At 74.0% G+C, this 20792-nt stretch carries 18 protein-coding genes; 8 read left to right on the forward strand and 10 right to left on the reverse strand.

Going from position 1 to position 20792, the window contains the following annotated elements:
- Positions 1-59: 59 nt before the first annotated feature.
- On the forward strand, positions 60-1202 hold the full coding sequence (locus AB0I60_RS03965; protein WP_360725694.1) for a glycosyltransferase: 1143 nt from the start codon (positions 60-62) through the stop codon (positions 1200-1202).
- Between the two features lie 103 nt (positions 1203-1305).
- Here AB0I60_RS03965 and AB0I60_RS03970 read toward each other — a convergent pair whose 3' ends face one another.
- Both AB0I60_RS03970 and AB0I60_RS03975 read right to left on the reverse strand, forming a co-directional pair.
- On the reverse strand, positions 1306-2661 hold the full coding sequence (locus tag AB0I60_RS03970) for a gluconate:H+ symporter (RefSeq protein ID WP_360725695.1): 1356 nt from the start codon (positions 2659-2661) through the stop codon (positions 1306-1308).
- Complete coding sequence (locus AB0I60_RS03975) at positions 2658-3233, reverse strand: gluconokinase (protein ID WP_360725696.1); 576 nt, start codon at positions 3231-3233, stop codon at positions 2658-2660. Before AB0I60_RS03975 ends, AB0I60_RS03970 begins: the two co-directional genes overlap by 4 nt.
- A gap of 123 nt (positions 3234-3356) precedes the next feature.
- Between AB0I60_RS03975 and AB0I60_RS03980 the strand changes: the two genes are divergently transcribed.
- Together AB0I60_RS03980 and AB0I60_RS03985 are read left to right on the forward strand one after the other, a co-directional pair.
- Positions 3357-4091: an FCD domain-containing protein gene (locus tag AB0I60_RS03980; RefSeq protein WP_360725697.1), complete on the forward strand. Its 735-nt coding sequence runs from the start codon at positions 3357-3359 to the stop codon at positions 4089-4091.
- Between the two features lie 30 nt (positions 4092-4121).
- Entirely contained in the window at positions 4122-5249 is a 1128-nt protein-coding gene (locus tag AB0I60_RS03985) for a glycosyltransferase (protein WP_360725698.1), read from the forward strand.
- Between the two features lie 90 nt (positions 5250-5339).
- Here the strand turns inward: AB0I60_RS03985 and AB0I60_RS03990 are convergent, their stop codons facing one another.
- Entirely contained in the window at positions 5340-7175 is a 1836-nt protein-coding gene (locus AB0I60_RS03990) for a S8 family serine peptidase (RefSeq protein ID WP_360725699.1), read from the reverse strand.
- Positions 7176-7471: 296 nt separating this feature from the next.
- Between AB0I60_RS03990 and AB0I60_RS03995 the strand changes: the two genes are divergently transcribed.
- On the forward strand, positions 7472-8434 hold the full coding sequence (locus AB0I60_RS03995; protein WP_360725700.1) for a LuxR C-terminal-related transcriptional regulator: 963 nt from the start codon (positions 7472-7474) through the stop codon (positions 8432-8434).
- Positions 8435-8639: 205 nt separating this feature from the next.
- On the opposite strand, the gene AB0I60_RS04000 is transcribed toward AB0I60_RS03995, so the two are convergent.
- Together AB0I60_RS04000 and AB0I60_RS04005 are read right to left on the reverse strand one after the other, a co-directional pair.
- Positions 8640-9749 carry a CU044_5270 family protein gene (locus tag AB0I60_RS04000; RefSeq protein ID WP_360725701.1) on the reverse strand — a complete coding sequence of 370 codons (1110 nt, stop codon included), beginning with the start codon at positions 9747-9749 and terminating at the stop codon, positions 8640-8642.
- Positions 9742-10275, reverse strand: coding sequence for an RNA polymerase sigma factor (locus AB0I60_RS04005; protein ID WP_360725702.1), 534 nt, complete (start codon positions 10273-10275; stop codon positions 9742-9744). The genes AB0I60_RS04000 and AB0I60_RS04005 overlap by 8 nt, the downstream gene beginning before the upstream one ends.
- A 112-nt stretch (positions 10276-10387) precedes the next feature.
- Here AB0I60_RS04005 and AB0I60_RS04010 point away from each other — a divergent pair, with 112 nt between their 5' ends.
- A complete protein-coding gene (locus tag AB0I60_RS04010) occupies positions 10388-11008 on the forward strand; it encodes an L-threonylcarbamoyladenylate synthase (RefSeq protein WP_360725703.1) in 621 nt (206 codons plus the stop codon).
- A gap of 46 nt (positions 11009-11054) precedes the next feature.
- Here AB0I60_RS04010 and AB0I60_RS04015 read toward each other — a convergent pair whose 3' ends face one another.
- Positions 11055-11873: a hypothetical protein gene (locus tag AB0I60_RS04015; RefSeq protein WP_360725704.1), complete on the reverse strand. Its 819-nt coding sequence runs from the start codon at positions 11871-11873 to the stop codon at positions 11055-11057.
- Between the two features lie 221 nt (positions 11874-12094).
- A complete protein-coding gene (locus AB0I60_RS04020; protein WP_360725705.1) occupies positions 12095-12844 on the reverse strand; it encodes a BTAD domain-containing putative transcriptional regulator in 750 nt (249 codons plus the stop codon).
- A gap of 154 nt (positions 12845-12998) precedes the next feature.
- Here AB0I60_RS04020 and AB0I60_RS04025 point away from each other — a divergent pair, with 154 nt between their 5' ends.
- Complete coding sequence (locus AB0I60_RS04025) at positions 12999-13610, forward strand: hypothetical protein (RefSeq protein ID WP_360725706.1); 612 nt, start codon at positions 12999-13001, stop codon at positions 13608-13610.
- A gap of 255 nt (positions 13611-13865) precedes the next feature.
- Positions 13866-14774 (forward strand): XRE family transcriptional regulator, encoded by a 909-nt coding sequence (locus AB0I60_RS04030; protein ID WP_360725707.1) that lies wholly within the window; start codon positions 13866-13868, stop codon positions 14772-14774.
- Between the two features lie 234 nt (positions 14775-15008).
- Here AB0I60_RS04030 and AB0I60_RS04035 read toward each other — a convergent pair whose 3' ends face one another.
- The 3 genes from AB0I60_RS04035 to AB0I60_RS04045 form a co-directional block, all read right to left on the reverse strand.
- Positions 15009-15860 carry a sigma-70 family RNA polymerase sigma factor gene (locus AB0I60_RS04035; protein ID WP_360725708.1) on the reverse strand — a complete coding sequence of 284 codons (852 nt, stop codon included), beginning with the start codon at positions 15858-15860 and terminating at the stop codon, positions 15009-15011.
- A gap of 20 nt (positions 15861-15880) precedes the next feature.
- Positions 15881-16273, reverse strand: a complete 393-nt coding sequence (locus AB0I60_RS04040) for a VOC family protein (protein ID WP_360725709.1) — start codon at positions 16271-16273, stop codon at positions 15881-15883.
- A 227-nt stretch (positions 16274-16500) separates the two neighbouring features.
- Positions 16501-18036: a cellulose binding domain-containing protein gene (locus AB0I60_RS04045; protein WP_360725710.1), complete on the reverse strand. Its 1536-nt coding sequence runs from the start codon at positions 18034-18036 to the stop codon at positions 16501-16503.
- A gap of 242 nt (positions 18037-18278) precedes the next feature.
- Here AB0I60_RS04045 and AB0I60_RS04050 point away from each other — a divergent pair, with 242 nt between their 5' ends.
- Complete coding sequence (locus tag AB0I60_RS04050) at positions 18279-20735, forward strand: FtsX-like permease family protein (protein WP_360725711.1); 2457 nt, start codon at positions 18279-18281, stop codon at positions 20733-20735.
- The last annotated feature ends 57 nt before the right edge of the window (positions 20736-20792 follow it).

Genomic DNA, 20792 nt, shown 5'->3' on the forward strand with positions numbered 1-20792 from the left:
CGACCTTTGCGCACCGACCTCGAATTCATCGCTCGAAGAAAATCTGTACGCTCGATCGGGTGAAGATCCTCTTTTCGAGCCTCGGCTCGCACGGACACACCTATCCTCTTCTCCCCCTCACCGTCGCCGCCCGCGAGCACGGCCACGACGTCGCCTTCGCCACCACGACGGACTTCGCCGGCGTGATCGAACGGCTCGGGGTCCGGCACGTCACCGCCGGCGCGTCCATGCACACGGCGGCGGCCGAGGTGTTCGGCGACCGGCCGATCGTGCCCACGGAGGTCGGGCCCGACGTGGTCGAGCGGGTGTTCGGCTCGGTGCTGCCGCGCCGCAACGTCGCCGACCTCGCCCCGTTCCTGGCCGACTGGCGGCCCGACCTGGTCGTCCACGAGGTCGCCAACCCCGGCGCGGCGCTGGCCGCCCGGGTCGCGGGCATCCCGGCGCTGTGCCACGGCTTCGGCCGGATGTGGGACTCCGAGCTGCTCGACACCGCGCCGGCCGCGTTCCTGGAGTTCGCCGCCGAACTCGGCGTCGAGGTGCCCGCCGGGTACGGGATGTTGCTGGGCAACCCCTACCTCGACGTCTGCCCGCCCTCCGTGCAGAGCGGCAAGTTCCTGGCGGCGGTGGACACCGCCCCGCTGCGGCCCGTGCCGTTCTCCGAACCCGGCGAGCTGCCGGACTGGGTCGCCGCGCACGAGCGTCCCCTCGTGTACCTGACGCTGGGCACCGCGTTCGGCAGCGCGGACGTGCTGCGCACGGCGATCACCGGGCTGTCCCGCGTGGAGGGCACGCGGCTGCTGGTCGCCGTCGGCCCCTCGGTCGAGGCCGGTGCGCTGGGCGAGGTCCCGGAGCACGTGACCGTGCTGCCGTGGGTGCCGCAGGCGGACGTGCTGCCGCACGCGGACCTCGTGGTGCACCACGGCGGCAGCGGCACGACGATGGGCGCGTTCGGCGCGGGCGTGCCGCAACTGGTCCTGCCGCAGGGCGCGGACCAGTTCGACAACGCCGACGCCGTGGTCACGCACGGGTTGGGCGACCGGCTGCTGGGCGACCTGGTGACGGCGGGCGCGATCGCCGAGCGGGCCCGGCACCTGCTGGCCGACGCGGCGGTGCGCGACGCCGCGAGGGCCGTCGCCGCCGAGGTCGCGGCCATGCCGTCGCCGGCCGAGGTGGCCGCGCGACTGGACGAGTACGCGCGCTAGGACTTCGACCGCGCCGCTGCGGCTCTTGGGGTGTGGACGAACTCGCCGCAGCGGTGCCACCGGGACGCGGGCATGAGCGCTCATGCCCGCGCGCCACGGTCCGCTAGACGACCAGGTCGATCAGCAGCACGAGGACGAGGCCGGTCACCGAGATCAGCGTCTCCATGATCGACCAGGTCTTCACGTTCTGCCCGACGCTGAGCCCGAAGTAGCCCTTCACCAGCCAGAAACCGGCGTCGTTGACGTGCGAGAAGAACAGCGACCCGGCGCCGATCGCCAGCACCAGCAACGACGTCTCGGCCGGGGCGAGGTCGACGACCAGCGGCGCGAGGATGCCCGAGGCGGTCACCGTGGCGACCGTCGCGGACCCCGTGGCCAGCCGGATCAGCACCGCAACCAGCCACGCCAGCAGCAGCACCGACAGGCCGCTGCCCGCGACCCAGTCGGCGATCAGCCTGCCGATGCCGGTGTCGATCAAGGTCTGCTTGAACCCACCGCCGGCGGCCACGATCAGCAGGATGCCCGCGATCGGCGGCAACCCGGACTCGACGGTCTTCGCCACCTCCCGGCCGGACATGCCCGCGCCCCGGCCGAGCGTGACCATCGAGACGACCACCGCGATCAGCAGGGCGATCACCGGCGTGCCGAGGAAGTCGAGCACCGAGCGGACCGGGTTGCCCTTGTCCGCCACGATGTCGGCCAGCGCCTTGCCCATCATCAGCACCACGGGCAGCAGCACGGTGGCCAGCGTGACGCCGAACGACGGCCTGGGCCGGCCCTCGTCGCGCGCCTCGCCCTCGAACAGGTCCGGCGCGGGCACGTCCACCCAGCGCGCGGCGAACCGGGCGAACAGCGGGCCGGCGACCGCGACGGTGGGCACCGCGACCAGCACGCCGAGGCCGAGCGTGATGCCGAGGTCGGCGTTGAGGGCGTTCACCGCGACCAGCGGTCCGGGGTGCGGCGGGACCAGGCCGTGCATCGCGGACAGGCCGGCCAGCGCGGGGATGCCCAGCCGCATCAGCGGCAGGCCGGAGCGCCGGGACACCAGCAGGATCACCGGCATGATCAGCACGAGCCCGATCTCGAAGAACATCGGCAGCCCGACCAGCGCGCCCACCACGGCCATCGCCCACGGCAGCGAGCGCGGGCCGGACCGGGCGAGGACGGTGTCCACCAGGGCGTCCGCGCCGCCGGTGTCGGCGAGCAGCTTGCCGATCATCGCGCCCAGGGCGATCAGCGTGCCGACGCCGGCGGCGGTGTCGCCGAAGCCCTTGGCGAAACCCGCCACGGCGGCGTCCATCGGCAGGCCGGCGATCGCGGCGACGACCAGCGACGAGACCGTCAGGCCCAGGAACGGGTTGAGCTTGAACCGGGTGATCAGCAGCACCAGCAGGGCGATGCCCGCGACGGCGGCGGGCACCAGCCGCCCGGTGGACAGCGCGTCCAGGGCGAGGGTCATGAGGGGTTCCCTTCCTCGGCGGTGAGGACGGTGGCGGTGAGGGCGGCAGCCGGCACGGCGGCAGCCGGGGCGGTGGTGCGGTCGGTCGGGTGGGCGCCGAGGTAGGCGTCGACCAGGGCGTCCACGGGCCGGTCCAGGTCGAGCACCAGGCCGGCTTCGTCCGGGGCGAGCGGTTCCAGGGTGGCGAACTGGGAGGTGACCAGGCCGACGGGCATGAAGTGGCCGGCCCGGTTGGCGACCCGGGCGCGGACCACCTCCGGGTCGCCGGACAGGTGCACGAACCGGACCGTCGGCGCGGCGGCGCGCAGCCCGTCCCGGAACGCCCGCTTGAGCGCGGAGCACGTCACGACCCCGCCGTGCGGGTGGGCGGCCAGCCACGCGCCGACGGCGCGCAGCCACGGGGCGCGGTCGGCGTCGTCCAGCGGCACGCCGGCGGCCATCTTGGCGATGTTCGCGGGCGGGTGGAAGTCGTCCGCGTCGGCGAAGGGCACGCCCAGCCTGCGGGCCAGCGCGGTGCCCGCCGTGGTCTTGCCCGATCCCGACACGCCCATGACCACGATCGGCTGTGGCACGGCCGGCTCCCTTCGTCGCCGTTCGCTCGTGTCGCACAGCGTGAACTATTAATCAGGTTTTTACAACGGTCTCACCGCAAAAACCTGTTCTTTATCGTTGCGGTACGCCTGACCAGCCCAATCATGAGAGGATTCGGCCTCGTGGGGACCAAAGCGGGGCTGCACGAGACCGTCCTGGACGAGCTGGGCACGAAGATCACCTCCGGTGCCATCCGGCCCGGCGAGGTGCTGCGCATCGACGAGCTGGCCGAGCGCAACGGCGTGTCCCGGCCGGTCATCCGCGAGGTCGTGCGGGTGCTGGAGTCGATGGGCGTGCTCACCACCCGCCGCCGGGTCGGCGTCACGGTCGCCCCGCGCGCCGGGTGGAACCTGTTCGACCCCCGGATCATCCGCTGGCGGCTCGCCGGCGCCGACCGCGAGCGCCAGCTCAAGCTCCTGGGCGAGCTGCGCGGCGGCGTGGAACCCGTCGCCGCCGCGCTCGCGGCCGTGCGCGCCACCCCCGCGCAGTGCGGCGACCTGACCCGGGCCGTGGTCGACATGTCCGTGCACGGCAGGGCGGGCGACCTCGCCGCCTACCTCGACGCCGACCTGCTGTTCCACCGGACGCTGCTGGCCGCGTCCGGCAACGAGATGCTGGCCGCGCTCACCGAGGTGGTCTCCGAGGTGCTGATCGGCCGCACCCACCACGGCCTCATGCCGGAGCACCCGAACCCGCTCGCCATCCGGCTGCACGCGGACGTGGCCCAGGCCGTGCAGTCCGGCGACCCGTCGGCCGCCGAGCGGGCGATGCGCGAGATCGTCACCGAAGCCTCCGCGGCGCTGGACGGCACCGCGCCGCACCCGGCGGACCTCCGGTAACGAGCAGCCCGCGCGGGCCGATCCCCGGGTATGCGCGTGCTGTTCGCCACCACCGCGAACCTCGGCCACTTCGGGCCGGTGGTCCCGTTCGCGCACGCCTGCGCGCGAGCCGGGCACGAGGTCCGGGTATGCGTGCCGGAGTCCTTCGTGGACACCGTGCGCACTGCGGGCCTGACCCCGGTGCCGCTGGGCGAACCCGCGCCCGGCGAGCGCGGGCCGCTGCTCGCCCGACTGCCGTCCCTGTCCCGGCAGGACGCCGACCAGGTGGTGGTCCGGGACTTGTTCGCGGGCGTGGACGCGCGCGCCGCGCTGCCCGCGATGGAGCGCGCGGTGGACGGGTTCCGGCCGGACCTGGTCGTGCGCGAACTGGCCGAGTTCGCCTCGTACGCGGTGGCGCGGCGGCGCGGCGTGCCGCAGTTGGAGATCGCCATCGGGTTGGCCGCGACGGGGTCGGCGGTGGCCGGGATGCTGGACGACGCCCTGGACGCCCTCGGCTGTGACGGCTCCGGCCTGCTCACCACGCCCGTGGCGACCGTCGTGCCGGAGCGCCTGGACTCCCCCGCCACCCGGCCGACCCGCCGCTACCGGTACCAGCCGCCGCCCGCCGACGACCTCGGCCTGCCGGACGTGCCCGGCGAGGGGCCGTTGGTGTACGCGAGCTTCGGCACCGTCGCCGCCGCGCTACCACCGTTCGCCGGGGCGTTCCGGGCACTGGTGGACGCGGTCGCCGACCGACCGGTCCGGGTGCTGCTGACCGGCGGCGCCGCCGGCGACGCCGACCTGACCGCACCGCCCAACGTCCGGGTGGAGCGCTACTGGCCGCAGCAGGACGTGATGCCGCACGCGGCGGTGGTGATCGGCCACGGCGGCTTCGGCACGACCATGACCGCGCTGGCGCACGGGGTGCCGCAGGTGGTGGTCCCGTTGTTCGCCGTGGACCAGTTCCTCAACGCCGAGGCGGTGGCCCGCGCCGGCGCCGGCGTCGCCGTCGACCCGCCCGGCGGGATCACCCCGGAGGCGATCGGCGCAGCGCTCGACGCCGTCCTGTCCGACGACCGCTGTCGCGTTGCGGCACAACGGCTTTCCGCCGACATGGCCGCGTTGCCGCTGCCCGACTCGGCGGTGTTCGACCGGGCGGCTTACCGGCCCGGCACCTGACCCGCGCTCGCCGGGAAGCGCAGCCGGGGACCGCCACGCAGGCGACGGTCCCCGGCCGACTGGAGTGTCAGGCTCCAGTGCTCGACGCCGTCACAGCGTCAAGGTCCACGTGTCGATCGTGCCGGTGTCCGCCCGCGCCACGTCCCGCACGCTGAGCTTCCACGTGCCGTCGCGCGCCTCGGAGGACAGGTTCGCCGTGTACGTGGTGTCGATGTTGTCGGCACTGTCCGAGCTGCTGGAGTTCTTCAGCCGGTACGAGGTGCCGTCGGGCGCGACCAGGTCGACCACCAGGTCGCCCCGGTAGGTGTGCTTGATGTGCACCTCGACCTTGGCGGTGGCGGACGCGGTGCCGCCGCAGCCGGTGAAGGTCACCGCGCTGGTCACCGCCGCGCCGAGGTCCGGGATGGCGACGTCGGTGCCGTTGGTCTGCGGCTGGCAGCCCTCGCCCACCACGGTCCAGGTGAAGGTCGCGCTGCCCGAGCCGCCGCCCGACGCGGTCGCGGTGGCCGTCACGGTGTACGTGCCGGGCGTGGTCGCGGTGCCGGTGACCAGACCCGTGGACGGGCCGACCGACAGGCCCGGGGGCAGGCCGGTCGCGCTCCAGGCGTACGGGGCGGTGCCGCCGGACGCCGAGAGCTGGAGGTTCGCAGCCGCGCCCAGGGCCGTGGTCTGGTTGCCCGGGTTGGCCACGGTCACGCCGCCGACCGTGCCCTTGTTGACGCGCAGCAGGCGGTTCGGGGTGCCGGAGCCGGGGTTGGTGACCTTGCCGGCGGTGGCGGCGGCGGTGATGGCGCCGTGCACCTCGGCCGGGGTCTTGGCCGGGTTGTCCGTCAGGTACAGCGCGACCGCGCCCGCCACGTGCGGCGAGGCCATGGACGTGCCGCTCATCGTCGCCGAGCCGCTGTTGTTCGAGTACGACGCGGAGACGATGTTCTGGCCGGGCGCGAACAGGTCGCTGCACGTGCCGTAGCTGGAGAACGACGCGCGCGCGTCGGTGTTCGCGGTTGCGGCGACGTTGATCGTCTCGGTGACCCGCTGCGGGGAGTACTTGCAGGAGTCGTCGTTGAAGTTGCCCGCCGCCACGACGTAGGAGACGCCCTTGCGGATCGACGCGCGCACCGCGTCGTCCAGCACGCGGCTGGGCTCGTTGGCCGTACCGGTGTAGAGGCTCATGTTGGCGACGGCGGGCAGGACCGCGTTCGCGGTCACCCAGTCGACGCCCGCCGCCTCGGTGGACACCGAGCCGCTGCCCTGGCAGTTGAGCACCCGGACGGCCTTGAGCTTGACCTTCTTGGCCACTCCGAAGGTCGCGCCGCCGACCGTGCCGGACACGTGCGTGCCGTGGCCCTGGCAGTCCTTGCCGTTCTGGCCGTCGGAGAACGCGTCGAAGCCGAACGTGGCGCGACCGCCGAAGTCCGAGTGGTTGTAGTTGATGCCGGTGTCGATGACGTACGCGGTGACGTTCGACGCCTCGGTGGAGTAGCTGTACTTCTGGTTGAGCGGCAGGGAGTCCTGGTCGATCCGGTCCAGCCCCCACGACGGCGGGTTGTTCTGGTCGGTGGCGACCTGGACCGTGCGGTCCTGCTCGACGTACGCCACGGCCGGGTCGGCGGCCAGGCGCTTGGCCTGCTTGGCCGACATGGTGGCGGAGAAGCCCTTCACGGCGGCGCGGTAGGTGAAGCCGATCTTGCCGCCGTAGCGGTCGACCAGTGCGTCGGCCTGGCCGCGCACGGCGTCGCGCGCGAGCCGGTCGTCCTTCAGCACCACGATGTAGCTGTCCTGGACCGCGTTCGGCGCGCTCTCCGCGACGATCGGGCCCTCCGGTGCGGCGGTGGCCGCGCCCGGCAGGACGACCGCGACCGCGACGGCGGCGGTGGCCGCCAGTCCGAGGCCGAGGATGCGTCCGGGCAGGGTGGGGTGTCTCATCACTGCTCCTCCGTGCAGGGCGCCCGGAACGGCCAGCCCTCGATGGCCTCGTTGTCCCGGGCGGTGAATGAGCTGTGTCCGATCGGACCTGGCGAGTGTCTGCCGCCCGTGACGGGCCCGACAAGAGACTTTCGTACGGTTCCGGCCGATTCGCGCCGCCCGGGATGTCCGGTTCCCGACAATGTCCGGCCCCCGGTGCGAGGTCGCGCGCGGGGCCGGCCGGACCGACGACCGGCCCCTTGACGGCACGCGGGGGTCGTCCTACCGTCGCCGCACGCCTGCCCTGCGAGGTGGAGATGTTCCTGTTGGAACCGGTCGGCCTGGGTCGGCGGGACAACGACGTCTACCTCACCCTGCTGGAGCTGCGCCGGGGCACGGCGGCGGAACTGGCCGAGCACCTCGGCGAGGCACCCTCGGACGTCCGGGCGTCGTTGGCCGCGCTGGTCGGCGCCGGGCTGGTGCACCAGCTGGGCCACGCGCCGACCGCCTACCTGGTCGTCGCGCCGGACGAGGCGCTGGCCGCGCTCATCCAGCGGCGGCGCGGCGACCTGGCCCGGATGCAGGTGCGGGCCGAGGAGCTGGCGCAGCGGCTGCGGTCCGGGCCGCCGCGCTCCGGGTCGCCGGTCGAGCTGGTCGAGGGCGAGGACGCGGTGATCGCGTCGGTGACCAGGCTCCAGGCGCAGGCCCGCAAGGAGGTGCTGGCGGTGGACGCGCCGCCCTACCTCGGCGGGCAGTGGAACCCGAACGACTTCGAGATCACCCAGCTCGCGGGCGGCGTCGAGTACCGGTTCGTGTACTCGGCGGACTCGCTGTCCACCCCGGTGCACGTGGCGAACATGCGGCGCTGCGTGGAGGCGGGCGAGCAGGCCCGGGTGCTGCCGGACGCGTCGATGAAGATGCTGATCGTGGACCGGCACACCGCGCTGATGCCCGCGTCCTACCAGGACCCCGACCCGGCGGTGCGGCTGCTGGTCCGCGAGTCGGCGCTGATCGACGTGCTGGTGGGCGGCTTCGAGCAGATGTGGGAGCGCGCGACGCCGGTGCTGCCGGAGACCGCCGTCGAGAAGCCGTCGCTGTCCGCGCGCGACGGCGAGCTGCTCGCGCTGCTGGCGTCCGGGATGAAGGACCGGTCGATCGCGCGGGCGCTGGGCGTGACCGAGCGGACCGTGGGCCGGCGGGTGACCGAGCTGATGACCGAGCTGGGCGCGCAGTCCCGGTTCCAGGCCGGCCTGCTCGCGTCGCGCAAGGGCTGGATCTAGCGCCCTGCGGGATGCCGAAGGCAGGCGTCGGGCACCCCGCGCCCGGCCTGCCCCCGGCACGTCGATGGCGTCGGCGGCGTCGTGCACCATCCCAGCAGCCTCCACCAGCCGGCCGGGCCCTGCACCCGGACGACCGCCGGCCGCCTCGGCGCGCGTCCCCTTGCGCGGACGACCCGGCCCGACCGGCGGTCGGGCCGGGTAGCGGTCAGGGCTGCGCGCCGCTCGCCTCCGCGACGCCGATCCCGACCGAGGTGAACGACCACACCGTGCCCGGCGGCAGCCCCTCCCACGGCTCGGTGCCGATCAGGCGCTCGCCGAGGAACCGGCCGGACGCCGGGTCGATCACGATCTCGCGCGCCTGCGCGCCCCCGCCGGCCGTGAGCGCGACGCCCACCCGCCCGTCGAGGTCCGCCGCGCGGTCGGCCACCCGCAGGTCGGGCAGCCGGGTCAGGGCCTGGTAGAACGCCGCGCGCAGGTCCTTGGGCACCCAGCCGGTCGCCAGCACGTCGGCCGCGAGCCCGAGCGGACCGCCCGGCAGGTCGCCCGCCTCCGCGACCAGGCGGCGGTGCAGCTCGGCGGGGTCGCGCGGCAGGGTGGCCAGGAACGCGTCGGTGGGGTGCGACCACCCGCCGGCCAGGTCCGCGCACGGGCCACCGCCGCCCGCCTGGGGCACGAAGTCGCCGCAGGGCGCGCGGAGTTCCCGGGTACCGGTGGGTTCCAGGGGCACGCCGGCGGCGCGCGCGGCGTCCTCGTCGCCTTCCAGCCACTGGCGCTTGCCGGTGACCGTCTGGCGGCGCAGCCACTCGGCGCGCGGGTCCTCCGGCTGCCAGGTCTCCACCACGCCCTCGTAGAGGTGCCGGAACCGGTGGTCGCCCCGGTCGTCCACGGCCAGCGCCCAGTCCCGGGTGACCGTGTACCGGAACCGGCCGGGCCCCACCACGGGATCGGCCGAGCCGACGACCAGGTCCGCCGCGCGGGTCAGGGTCTCCACGGCCCCGGCGGCGGGTGGCGCGGGCGTGAGCGACGCGGCCACCACGCCACCGGCCGCCAGCACGGCGACCCCGGCGGCCACCGCCACCCGCCGCCGCGCCCGGGAGCGCCCGCCGCCACCCACCGGACCCGCGCCGCTCAGGAGACCGGCAACACCCACCGGGTCGGCGGCGTGCTCGGGTCGGGACGCGCCGGCCAGGACGCGGGCGCGGGCGGCCGTGAAGCTCTCGTCGGTCATCGGCGGGGTGTCGGCCAGCACGTCCCGCACCGCGTCGTCCCACCGGTCGTCGTCCCACCGGTCCTCGTCCACCAGCAGCTCACCCATTCCGCTCCGCCTCCACGACGTCCAGGCCGCGCAACCGGGTCCGCGCCCGGTGCAGCCGGGTCCGCACGGTGGCGACCGGGATGCCGCGCACCTCCGCGATCTCCGCCGGCGTCAGCTCCGCCCACGCCACCAGCAGCAGCACGTCCCGCTCCTCCACCCGCAGCGCGGCGATCGACTCGGCCAGCCGGGCGCTCAGCGCCCCGGCGTCGGTCCGCGCCGCGACCCGCCCGCTGACGTCCTCCCCCGCGCCCGGACCGCCGTGCCGGGCCCACGCCCGCAGCCTGCGCACCTCGGAGCGCGCGTGGTGGCGCAACAGGTTGGTGGCGATCCCGTACAGCCACGCGCGGGCCCCGGCGCGGGCCGGGTCGAAGGTGTGACGCTGCTCCCACAGCACCAGGAACGCCTCCGCCACGAGGTCGTCCGCCGCCTCCGGGCCCACTCGGCGGGCCAGGTAGCCGTGCAGCGGACGGGCGTGCCGGTCGTAGAGTCCGGCCAGGTCATCGGGGGTGTCCACGTGGTCGGTCACCGGACTCCCGCGTTGCGCCGCCAGGGCGCCGTCGGTTCGCACCCCCCTGATTGCCCGCAAGCCTGGCCCGCGTTCCCGCGCGTGGCGAATCCGGGCCTACTAGGCTCCGCGCATGGCGAGGTACTTCGACGTGCACCCGGTCAACCCGCAGCGGCGCAGCATCGACGCGGCCGTGCAGCTGATCAAGTCGGACGGCCTGATCGCCTACCCGACGGACTCCTGCTACGCGCTGGGCTGCCGACTGGGCAACAAGGACGGCCTCGACCGCATCCGGCAGATCCGCCACCTCGACGACCGCCACCACTTCACGATCATGTGCCGCGACTTCGCCCAGCTCGGCCAGTTCGTGCACGTGGACAACTCGGTGTTCCGGGCGATCAAGGCCGCGACGCCGGGCAGCTACACGTTCATCCTCCCGGCCACCCGCGAGGTGCCGCGCAGGTTGCTGCACCCGAAGAAGAAGACGGTGGGCGCGCGCATCCCGGAGCACGTCGTCGCGCAGGCCCTCCTGGAGGAACTCGGCGAGCCGCTGGTGTCGAGCACGCTGCTGCTGCCCGACCAGGAGGAGCCGCTGGTGCAGGGCTGGGAGATCAAGGAGCGCCTGGACAACGCGGTGGACGCGGTGCTGGACTCCGGCGAGTGCGGCACCGAGCCCACCACGGTCATCGACTTCTCCGACGGCGAGCCGCAGATCGTCCGCCGGGGCGCGGGCGACCCCAGCCGCTTCGAGTGACCGCCGCTCGCCCGGTCAGGAGCCGGGCGAGGACGCGCCGGGACGGTCAGTCGACCAGCCCCGTGGCGAACGCCGACCACAGCAGCATGGAGAAGCCGTAGACGGCCGTCACCACCAAGGCGGTCAGCGCCAGGCTCAGCCGCTGGCCGACCTTCCCGGTCAGCTCCCGCCCGACGAGCATCTGCCACAGCACCATCACCAGGATGGGCGCGAGCGACAGGTGCGGCATCAGCAGCGCGCCCATCATGGTCAGCGCCCGGTCGACGGGGGCCAGCATGAAGTTGCTCGCCACCGGCAGCAGCGCTGCGGCGGCCAGCGTGTAGGAGGTCATCAAAGCGCGGCGGGGGTTCGCGGCGCGGGCCGTGCCGGACAGCACCCACGACGCGACCGCGACGGCCGCGCACAGGGCGACCAGCACCCAGAACAGGAACACGGTGATCGACCGCTCGCCGATCCCGTTCCACCACGGCTGGGCGTCGCGGACCTGGGCTGCCTCCTGCTCGGTCACCGAGAAGCCGCTGACCCGCGCGGCGGGCGTCGTGGGCCGGCCCACGCCGTGGTCCCTGGTGCAGGAGGCGGGTTTCCCGTCGAAGGTCGCGGTGCACGGGGAGTTCAGGTGCTGGAGGTCGGTCTTCATCGACACGGTGAGCACCCGGTCGCCGACCGGGATCACGCACTTGGTGGTCTCGCCGTCCTTGACGCAGTCGGGTTTGACCACGGTGAAGTCGGCGGCGGTGACCCGGTAGATGCCGTCCCCTCCGGGACTGACCGGGATCAGCAGCGCCGCCACGAGTAAGAGGAACAACGGCACGAACAAGGGCAACGAGCGCAGCAGGCCCTGCGAGCTGCGGGTGATGGTGGTCAACTTCCACCTCCTGTCACCCGCAGCATCGGCGGCGCACGGTGTCCCGTTAGCTACGGAGCGGAACCGGTCCACAAAAGACCGGGCGTTGCCGGGCCACGCCCGAGCCGGCGGGCGGGTGGCCGTCGCCGGCTGCGGCACCACGGGGTCCGGCCGGCCTCGGACCCGTCATGCGGGATCGGCCGACCGGTGCGGCGTCGACGTCCCCCGGTCGGGTGGGCCGATCACCGCCTGCCCGCGTCCACCGGGACGTGCAGGAGCTGCCGGTGCACGGCGCGCAGCGCCGGTCCGGGGTCGGTGCCCAGCTCGTCCGCCAGCCGCCGGTGCACCCGCTGGTAGCGGCCGAGGGCCTCGCCGGTCCGGCCGGACCGGTGCAGCGCGAGCAGCAACTGGGCGGCGACCCGCTCGTCCAGCGGGTGGTCGGCCGCGCGGGCGGTGAGCCGGGCCAGCTCGCCCGCGCCCAGGCCCAGCCGCAGGGCCGCGTCGGTGCGCTCGGTCTCCGCGAGGTACCGCTGCTGGTCGACCACCGCGCGCATCGCCCCGAGCCACGGCGTGTCCAGGCCGGCGAACGGCTCGCCGCGCCACAGCCCCAGCGCGCGGTCGAACAGGCCGAGGCGCTCGGCGTCGGTGCCGGACCGGCGGGCGGCACCGGTCAGCTCCTCGAACCGCTTCAGGTCCACCGCGCCGGGGTCGGCCACCAGCTCGTAGCAGCCGGTGCGGCGGACCAGGGCGACGTCGTCGGCGTCGGCCAGCGCGCGCCGGAGCCGGTACAGGTAGCCGTACAGCGCCGAGCGCGGCCGGCGCGGCGGCCGGTCGCCCCACACCCGCGCGACGAGCTGGTCGAAGGTGACCGGCTGGTTCACCTCCACCGCCAGCGCCACCAGCACGCACTGTTGGCGGGCGTGCCCCAGGTCCGTCCACCGCCCGTCCAGTACCGCGTCGACCGTGCCCAGCAACCGGATCTCCACCGCCATGCCGCACCTCCCGACCCCTGGTATATCCGGGCCGGCGCGTTCGCCGCCGTTCGAGCTTGTACGACAATGTTCGTGCTGCTCAGCGGCTCGTCGACGAACTCGGACGGGATGTTCGGACGGTGCCGGCGGCCGGCGCGGCGTACGGCACCGGGACGTGCTGCCGTCGAGCACGACCGCGACCGTGCTGGGCCGCACGACGCTGCCGCGCGCACAGCTCGTCACCGCCTACGCGCGGGCGTGCGGGCTGGACGACGCGGACACCGCGCGCTGGGTCGAGGCCCGGCGCAGGCCGGCGATGACCTCCGGCGCGGACACCGCCCCGGAGACCGCGCCGGACGCCGGAACGCCCGGAGCCGTGACCGAACTCGACCCGGAACCGCCCGGGGAGCAGGTGCGGCGGCGCACCTGGTGGCCGCTGGTCGCCGGCGTCGCGGTGCTCGCGGCGGTGGCCGCGACCGTCACCGCCTTCGTCATCCGGCCGGGTTCGCTGGAGGACCCGCCGGCCGACGGCTGGTACCTCCTGCGCCCGGCGCACGTGACCGAGCGCGGGTACTGCGTCGGCGAGGGCCGGGAGCGCAACAAGCGCACGGACCGCGCGCCGGCCGTGCAGCGGCCGTGCGTGCTGCGGCCGGTGCACAGCGGCGAGTGCGTGGGCGTGCTGGGCGGGCCGGCCGACGTGGCGAACGGCGCGGAGCTGTCCCAGGCCGCGTGCACCGGCAAAGCCGACCAGGAATTCCTGCTGGAGCGCGTCGAACGCCCGACGTGACGCCGGGCGCGGACGGGCGGTCCATTCCGGACCAGAATTGTTCCAGACCAATTCCAGGAGACGGGGAGCGGAGCCGGAAAGAGCTGGTGGACCCGCAGCGCCGCAGGTAGTTCGCATTTCAACGGTACCGGCGGGGCCGGACCGGGCAATTCATCCGGTCGCCGGCGGGAATTCCCCGCCACCCGGCCGAACGGGTACGCTGCCGGGCGGCAGCAATTCCCCGAACGCACCCTGCGCGTTACCGAAGGGGCCGTCATGACCACCACGATGCCCGCCGAGTTCAGCGCCGCCCTGCGGGCCGCGATCCAGCGCAGCGGGCTGAGCCTGAGCGAGATCAGCCTGCGGCTGCGCGAGCGGTCCACCCCGGTCAGCATCAGCGCGCTGAGCTACTGGCAGAACGGCGAGAACCGACCGGAGCGGGCCAGTTCGCTGGCCGCCGTGACCGCCCTGGAGGCCATCCTGGGGCAGCCGCCGGCGACCTTGACCGCGCTGCTGGGCCCGCGCAGGCCGCGCGGCCGGTGGACCAACCGCACCGGCCCCACCGTCGCCTACGACCAGGTGTGGGACCGGCCGGAGTCGGTGGCCCGCGCGCTGGCCAAGGTCGACGCCACGCCGGACGAGCTGGACACCCCGCACCGGCTCACGCAGCACGTGTCCTACCGGGTCGACGGGCGCGGGCACGAGGAGTCCATGCGGGTGCGCCGGCTGATCCGCGCCGACCACGACGGCACGTCCCGGTTCATCTTCGTCACCCGCTGCTCCGGCCTCACCCAGCCGCCGGCGGTGACCTTCACCGAGGGCTGCCGGCCCGCCCGGTTCCGGGCCGACGTGCCGTCCTCGACGTGCGCGTTCGAGTTCGTCCTCGACCGGCCGCTGGCCGCCGGCGAGCTGGCCTCGGTGGAGTTCGGCGTCCGGTTCCCGCCCGGCCAGACCGACCGGCACGCCCAGCTCGCCCTCTTCCGGCCGGCCCGGGACCTGGTGCTGCAGATCGCGTTCGACCCCGAGCACCTGCCGCGCCGGTGCCACGGCTACTTCCAGCCCCGGCACGGGTTGCCGGTGGAGAAGCGCGACGAGGTGACGTTCACCCGCACGGCGAGCACGTTCCAGTTCATCACGCTGGAGCCGGTGCCGGGCCAGTACGGCATCCGGTGGAGCTGGCGCTAGCCGCCCGGCCCGCTCGCCGAGCCGTGGCGGTGACGCGTCGGGGCGCGGCACCGCCACGAGGACCGGGCGGCCCGCCGGCGCGACCGGCCCGGTCCGCCGGGCGCTTGGTGGTTCCGGTGCGATCGTCATCCGACGGGCCTCCCCCGGTCGGGCCGAACTGTAGGCAGCCCGCGCCCGGCCGGGGAATCCCGCGCTCTGGAGAAAACCTGGACGCCGGCCCGTGCCGGCACTGCGTCAGGTCGGGTCCGGCGGCTCCATCGCGGCGAGCTTGGCCGGGTCCACGACGACGCGGATGTCGGTGATCCGGCCCTCGGCCACCGTGAAGGCGATGGCGGACAGGGGTGTCCCGTCCGGGTGCCGGACCAGGTGGCCGGGCACGCCGTCGACCAGCACCGGCTGGTGCCGCGCGGCCTGGCCGGAGAAGGTGCGTGCGCCGGCGGCGACCTCGGTGGCGCCGAGGGTGACGACCACGCCCCCGGGGGTGTCGACGGTCAGCTCGACGTCCGGGTGCAGGACCCGCAGGAGCGCTTCGAAGTCACCGCCCGCAGCGGCGGCGCCGAACGCCTCCACGACCTCCCGGTGCGCGCGCCCCGGCCCCGCCGGCCGGTCGACGGCCCGGACCTTGCGGCGGGCACGGCCGGCGGTCATCTTGGCGGCATCGGCGGACTTGCCCAGGATGTGGCCGATGTCGTGGAACGGGACCGCGAACATGTCGTGCAGGACGAACGCCAGGCGCTCGGGCGGGGTCAGCGAGTCGAGCACGACGAGCAGCGCGAGGCCGACCGAATCGGCCGGCACGGCCTGCTCGTCCGGCGCGGGGTCGTCGGCGGGGGTCACCACGAGGTCCGCGAAGTCCGCCCCGCTCGTGGTCCCGGGGTGGGCCTTGCGGGATCGCAGGACGTCCAGGCTGGTGCGGCCGACCACGGTGGTCAGCCAGCCCGCCAGGTTGGCGACGGTCGCCCGGTCCTGGCGGGACAGGCGCACCCACGCCTCCTGGACCACGTCCTCGGCGTCGGCGTGCGAGCCCAGCACGCGGTAGGCGACGGCGCGCAGCCCGTCGCGCTGCGCCTCGAAAGCGTCGGCCACCGGGCCGGACGGGCGGGCGGTCACGGCGTGCGCGGCCGGCGCAGCGAGATCCGGTTGCCGTCGGGGTCCAGCGCCTCGATCCGGACGCCGAACGGGTAGTTCACGGGTTCGGGCTCGTCGAAGGTGACGCCGCGCCCGCGCAGGACTTCGAAGTCCGCGCGCAGGTCGTCGGATTCGAGGATCAGCGGACCGGGAGCGGCGAGCCGGCCCGCCTCACCCGGCTGTCCCGCCGCCGCCGGGAGCGACCACAGGATGACCTGCACCGGGCTGTCGGGGACGCCGACGGTGAGGAAGCGCCCGTCCGGCCCGGGGAAGTCGAGCCGCTTCTCCAGGCCCAGCCCCTCGGTGTAGAAGCGCAGAGCGCGGTCCTGGTCGGTGACGTAGACCGTCACGTACATGATGTTGGTGGGCATCCGGTTCTCCACTCCACTCGTCACTGCGACGACCGTGCGTTCTCTGTCGTCGCCCCTGTGACGAGTGCCGGCGGGAGAAGGTAACAGGACCGTCTACAGCGGTGGTTCGCCGAGCGGCCGGAACGCGAGGACCCCCGTGCGGCGGGGTGCTCGAAGCACACCCGCACCGCCCGGGGGACCTCGGCGCGTTCAGCCCGGCAGGCCGGCGACCCGGTCGGCCGCCACGGCTAGCGGGGCAGGTACGCCCGGTGCGACCGGGAGAACTCGTACCCGTTGTACTTGTCCCAGTTGATCGACCACGTCATCAGGCCGCGCAGGTTGGGGTAGGTCGCCTTCGGCTTGTACGGCCCGCAGTTCGTGCCCTTCATCAGGCAGTCCAGCGCCTTGTGCACGTCGGCGACGGACGTGAAGCCGTTGCCCGCGTTGACGCTCGCCGGCAGCCCGATCGCCACCTGGTCCTGGCGCAGGCCCGGGAAGAACTTGGTGGCGTCGCCCTTCACCGGGAAGCCGGCCAGCACCATGTCGGCCATCGCCACGTGGAAGTCGCTGCCGCCCATGAAGTGGTACTGGTTGTCCAGGCCGGTGATCGGGCCGGAGTTGTAGTGCTGGACGTGCAGCAGGGTCAGGTCGTCGCGCATGGCGTGGATGACCGGCAGGTAAGCGCCGGCGCGCGGGTCCTGCCCGGAACCGCCGCCGTAGAACTGGTAGCCGAGCTGGACGAAGAACGTCTCCGGCGCCATGGTGAGCACGAACTTGGCACCGTAGCGGGCCTTCAGCGCCTTCAGCGCGGCGATCAGGTTGACCACCACCGGCGAGGTGGGGGTGCGGAAGTCGGTGTCGCCCGCGTTCAGCGACAGCGAGTGGCCCTCGAAGTCGACGTCGAGCCCGTCCAGGCCGTAGCGGTCGATGATCGCGCCGACGCTGCGCACGAACGCGTCGCGCGCGGCCGTGGTGGTGAGCTGCACCTGGCCGTTCTGGCCGCCGATGGAGATGAGCACCTTCTTGCCCTGGGCCTGCTTCTCCCGGATGCCCGCGATGAACTCGGCCTCGGGCTCGACGTTCGGGCACTCGGCGACCGGGCACTGCTGGAAGCGCAGGTCGCCGGAGGTGACCGAGGTGGGTTCGGCGAAGGACAGGTTGATGATGTCCCAGTCCGGCGAGACGTCCTTCATCCGCGTGTAGCCCGAGCCGTTGGCGAAGCTCGCGTGCAGGTAGCCGACCAGCACCCGCTTGGGCAGGCCGGTGGGCGGGGTGGAGGTGGTCGTCGTCGTCGGGGTCGTCGTGGTGGTCGACGTGCTCGTGGTGGTGGTGGTGGTCGGGGTCGTCCCGCCGGTCGACGTCGTGGTCGTCGTGGTGAGGGTGGGCGCTCCGGTGCACGGCGCACCGTTGAGCTTGCAGTTCGCCGGGACGGCGGTGCCCGACGCGTTGAAGCCGAACGTGACGGCGGCGCCGGGCGCGACGGTGCCGTTGTAGTTCCGGTTGGTGAAGGTGTAGCGCCCGCCGGAGTTGGTCTGCAACGCGTCCCAGTACGCGCCGACCGACGTGCCGGTCGGCAGGTCGAACTCCACCTTCCACGACGTGATGGCGGAGCTGGTCTCGTTCCTGATGGAGAACTGCCCGGTGTAGCCGGAGTCCCAGGACTGCGTCTTGGCGAACGTGGCGGTGGCCGGGGCGGCGTACGCGGGGGCGAGCCCCACCGCCGCGGCGCCGGCCACCAAAGCCGCCACCGCCGCCACCCGTGCGAACAGGACTCTGCGCGACATCAGTCGTTCCTCCCAGCGGTGGCGGCCTCCAGGTGGTGAAAATTGGACTAGACCACAGTCGGGGTGTCAAGCCCGACTCCGCCGACCGGGCGGCGGCGGACCGGGTCGCCGGCGGGCACCACCGGAGATCGTCCGGCGAAACGCGGTGATCACCCGGCTACTCTCGGTGGACTTCGGCCTGCACCCTACGAAAGTAGGGAATTCCAGTCGATGATCACGGGCGTGCGGTTACCGTTCACAGGGTGCAGATCCCGTGGAGAGCCGCGCCCCGCGCCGCGCTGTCGAGCCCGCTGACGCTGCTGGTCAGCCTCGTCACCGCGCTGCTGCTCAGTTTCGTCGTGGCCGCCGCGGTGCTGCACTCCTCGGCCTCCGGCAGCGCCGCCGTCGACTACCAGCAGGACCGGCTGTGCACCGATGCGCTGCACCCGTCGCTGGAGTCCTCCCTCCCGCAGGACCAGGTGACGCCCTTCTTCGACGACGTGCGCAAGTCCGTCGGCGACCAGCCGGTGCTGCCCGCCTCCTACACGCGGGAAGCGCGCACCGACTTCGGCGGCAAGCTGACCTACGCCAAGTTCGGCTTCCGGCCGGGCGCGACGGACCACCTCAAGGTCCTCGAAGGCGGCGGCAAGGACGGGCTCTGGGTGCCCAAGAGCATCACCCTCACCACGGACGTCCAGCTCGGCCGGCGCGGCATGGACGGGAAGCTGCCGCCCGTCACCGCGATCTACGAGGACGTGCGCGACCCGCTCGACCCGTGGTGGTGCGCCGAGCGGCAGTACGTCGTGCCGAACACCATGCGCAAGGACAACGACCTCGTGACGTCCGTGGTGTGGCTGCCGGACGCCGCGTCGTTCGACGCGCTGCCGCCCTCGCTGGCCAAGGTCGTCGACGTCTCGGTCCGGTTCCCCAGCGCCGTCCCGGAGACCGTCGACCAGGCGGCCGACCTGCTCGCGACCGGCACCGCGCGGGTGCAGAAGTACGACGACATGGGCGTCCGGGTGATGTCGCCCCTGGTGCTGCCGGTCGAGAACGCCCGCGAGACCGTGGCGAACGTGCGCTCCGCGATCCTGCCGCTGACTTTGATCAGCCTGCTGATCGGGCTCGCCGGCGTCGCCACGGTGACCGTGCAGTGGGCGCAGCGCCGGCACACCGAGCTGCGGCTGCTGTGGGTGCGCGGCTCCGGCCCGGCCGCGCTGGGCGGTCGCGCGCTGCTGGAGCTCGGCCTGCCGCTGCTCGCGGGCGGGCTGCTCGGGCTCGGCGTGGCGCAGTTGCTGCTGCCCGTCTACGCGCCGTCGAGCGCGCTGCCGCCGGGCACCACGCCCGTGGCGGCGCTGGCCGTGCTCGCGGTCGTGGTGCTGAGCCTGGTGGTCACGTGGGCGACGGCGGCGGTCCGCGCGCACCGCGTGTTCCAGGCGTCCACCACCGGCACCCGCGCGCGCCGCGTGCTGGCCGCCGTGCCGTGGGAGCTGGCCACGGCGGGCCTGGGCGTGTGGGCGTGGCTGCGGGTGCAGGACAGCGGCCTGGCCACCCCGGTCAAGATCGGCGGCCTGCCCCGGATCGACGCGGCGGCGCTGGCGTTCCCGCTGCTGGTCGTGCTCACCACCGCGCTGGTCGCGGCCCGGGTCGCGCGCTGGGCGCTCAAGGCGTCGCACCGCGTCTCCCTCTGGTCCAAGCCGGCCGCCCAGCTCGCCGTGCGCCGGCTGGCCGCCGCCGCCGGGCCGGTGACCGGCGTGCTGCTGGTCGGCGTGCTGGCCGTCGGCACGATCGCGGTGGGCACCAGCATCGCCGGCTCGCAGAAGACCGCGCTGGAGGTCAAGTCCGGCATGTTCACCGGCGCGGAGAGCGTCGTGCGGGTGGCCGACCCGGTGGAGCTGCCGGCCGCGCTGCGCGGCAACTCCACCGTCGTCGGGGTGAGCGAGGTCAACGACAGGATGGCCCTCGTGGTCGACCCGGCGACGTTCCGGGACGGCGCGTTCCCGCACGGCCTGGACCCGGCGCTGCTCACCCGCCCGCTGCGGGTCGGCACCGCGCCGACCGGCGAGATCGCGCTGCCCGGCATCCCGAAGGTCGCGCCGACCGCGCACGTCACGTCGTTCCCGAAGCTCGGCACCGCCGGCTGGGTGGTGCCGCGCGACCTGGTCGAGGACCCGTCCGACGTCGGCTCCTGGTACGTCTGGTCCGCCAAGCCGCTGCGCGAGCTGGGCGACGCCCTGTCCGACAGCGGGATCACCTACCGCAACGGCAACGAGCGCAGCCGGGCGATCGCGGGCCTGCCGTTCCTCACCATCCAGTGGACGTTCGGGTTCGTCGCCGCCATCGGCGCGGTGCTCGCGGTGGTCGCGGCCATCGCCCTGCTGCTGGCGATCGAGGTGCGGCGGCGGCAGAACGCGCTGTCCGGCGCGTTCAGCACCCGGATGGGCCTGCGCCCCTCGGCCCTGCTGTCCAGCCACCTGCTCGAACTCGGCGCGCTGGCTGCGGCGGCGGTCGTGGTCGGGCTGGCGGCGAGCGGGGTGAGCAGCGGGTTCGCCGTGCCGAAGCTGGACCCCGCGCCCCGGCTCACCCCGTCGCCGGAGCTGCCCAACGTGCTCCCGCTGATGGGCGCGACGGTCGTGGGCAGCGCGCTGGTCGTGCTGGTGGCCGCGTGGATCGCGGTGCGCGCGGTGCGCTCGGCGCGGATGGGGGAGCTGATCCGTGGCTGACCGGCGCGACGGGGACCGGCCCCGACCGACCGGGAAGACTGGCGAGGAGCGGCTGCG

The sequence above is a fragment of the Actinosynnema sp. NPDC050436 genome, assembly GCF_040655415.1.
GTDB lineage: Bacteria > Actinomycetota > Actinomycetes > Mycobacteriales > Pseudonocardiaceae > Actinosynnema.

What these genes read in the sequence shown, in the direction of transcription:
- AB0I60_RS04020 (WP_360725705.1), bottom strand. Translation starts at nt 12,844, where the DNA reads ATGGCGGTGGAGATCCGGTTGCTGGGCACGGTCGACGCGGTACTGGAC.
- AB0I60_RS03985 (WP_360725698.1), top strand. Translation starts at nt 4,122, where the DNA reads ATGCGCGTGCTGTTCGCCACCACCGCGAACCTCGGCCACTTCGGGCCG.
- AB0I60_RS04045 (WP_360725710.1), bottom strand. Translation starts at nt 18,036, where the DNA reads ATGTCGCGCAGAGTCCTGTTCGCACGGGTGGCGGCGGTGGCGGCTTTG.
- AB0I60_RS04000 (WP_360725701.1), bottom strand. Translation starts at nt 9,749, where the DNA reads ATGGGTGAGCTGCTGGTGGACGAGGACCGGTGGGACGACGACCGGTGG.
- AB0I60_RS03980 (WP_360725697.1), top strand. Translation starts at nt 3,357, where the DNA reads ATGAGAGGATTCGGCCTCGTGGGGACCAAAGCGGGGCTGCACGAGACC.
- AB0I60_RS04010 (WP_360725703.1), top strand. Translation starts at nt 10,388, where the DNA reads ATGGCGAGGTACTTCGACGTGCACCCGGTCAACCCGCAGCGGCGCAGC.
- AB0I60_RS03970 (WP_360725695.1), bottom strand. Translation starts at nt 2,661, where the DNA reads ATGACCCTCGCCCTGGACGCGCTGTCCACCGGGCGGCTGGTGCCCGCC.
- AB0I60_RS04030 (WP_360725707.1), top strand. Translation starts at nt 13,866, where the DNA reads ATGACCACCACGATGCCCGCCGAGTTCAGCGCCGCCCTGCGGGCCGCG.
- AB0I60_RS03995 (WP_360725700.1), top strand. Translation starts at nt 7,472, where the DNA reads ATGTTCCTGTTGGAACCGGTCGGCCTGGGTCGGCGGGACAACGACGTC.
- AB0I60_RS04040 (WP_360725709.1), bottom strand. Translation starts at nt 16,273, where the DNA reads ATGCCCACCAACATCATGTACGTGACGGTCTACGTCACCGACCAGGAC.
- AB0I60_RS03990 (WP_360725699.1), bottom strand. Translation starts at nt 7,175, where the DNA reads ATGAGACACCCCACCCTGCCCGGACGCATCCTCGGCCTCGGACTGGCG.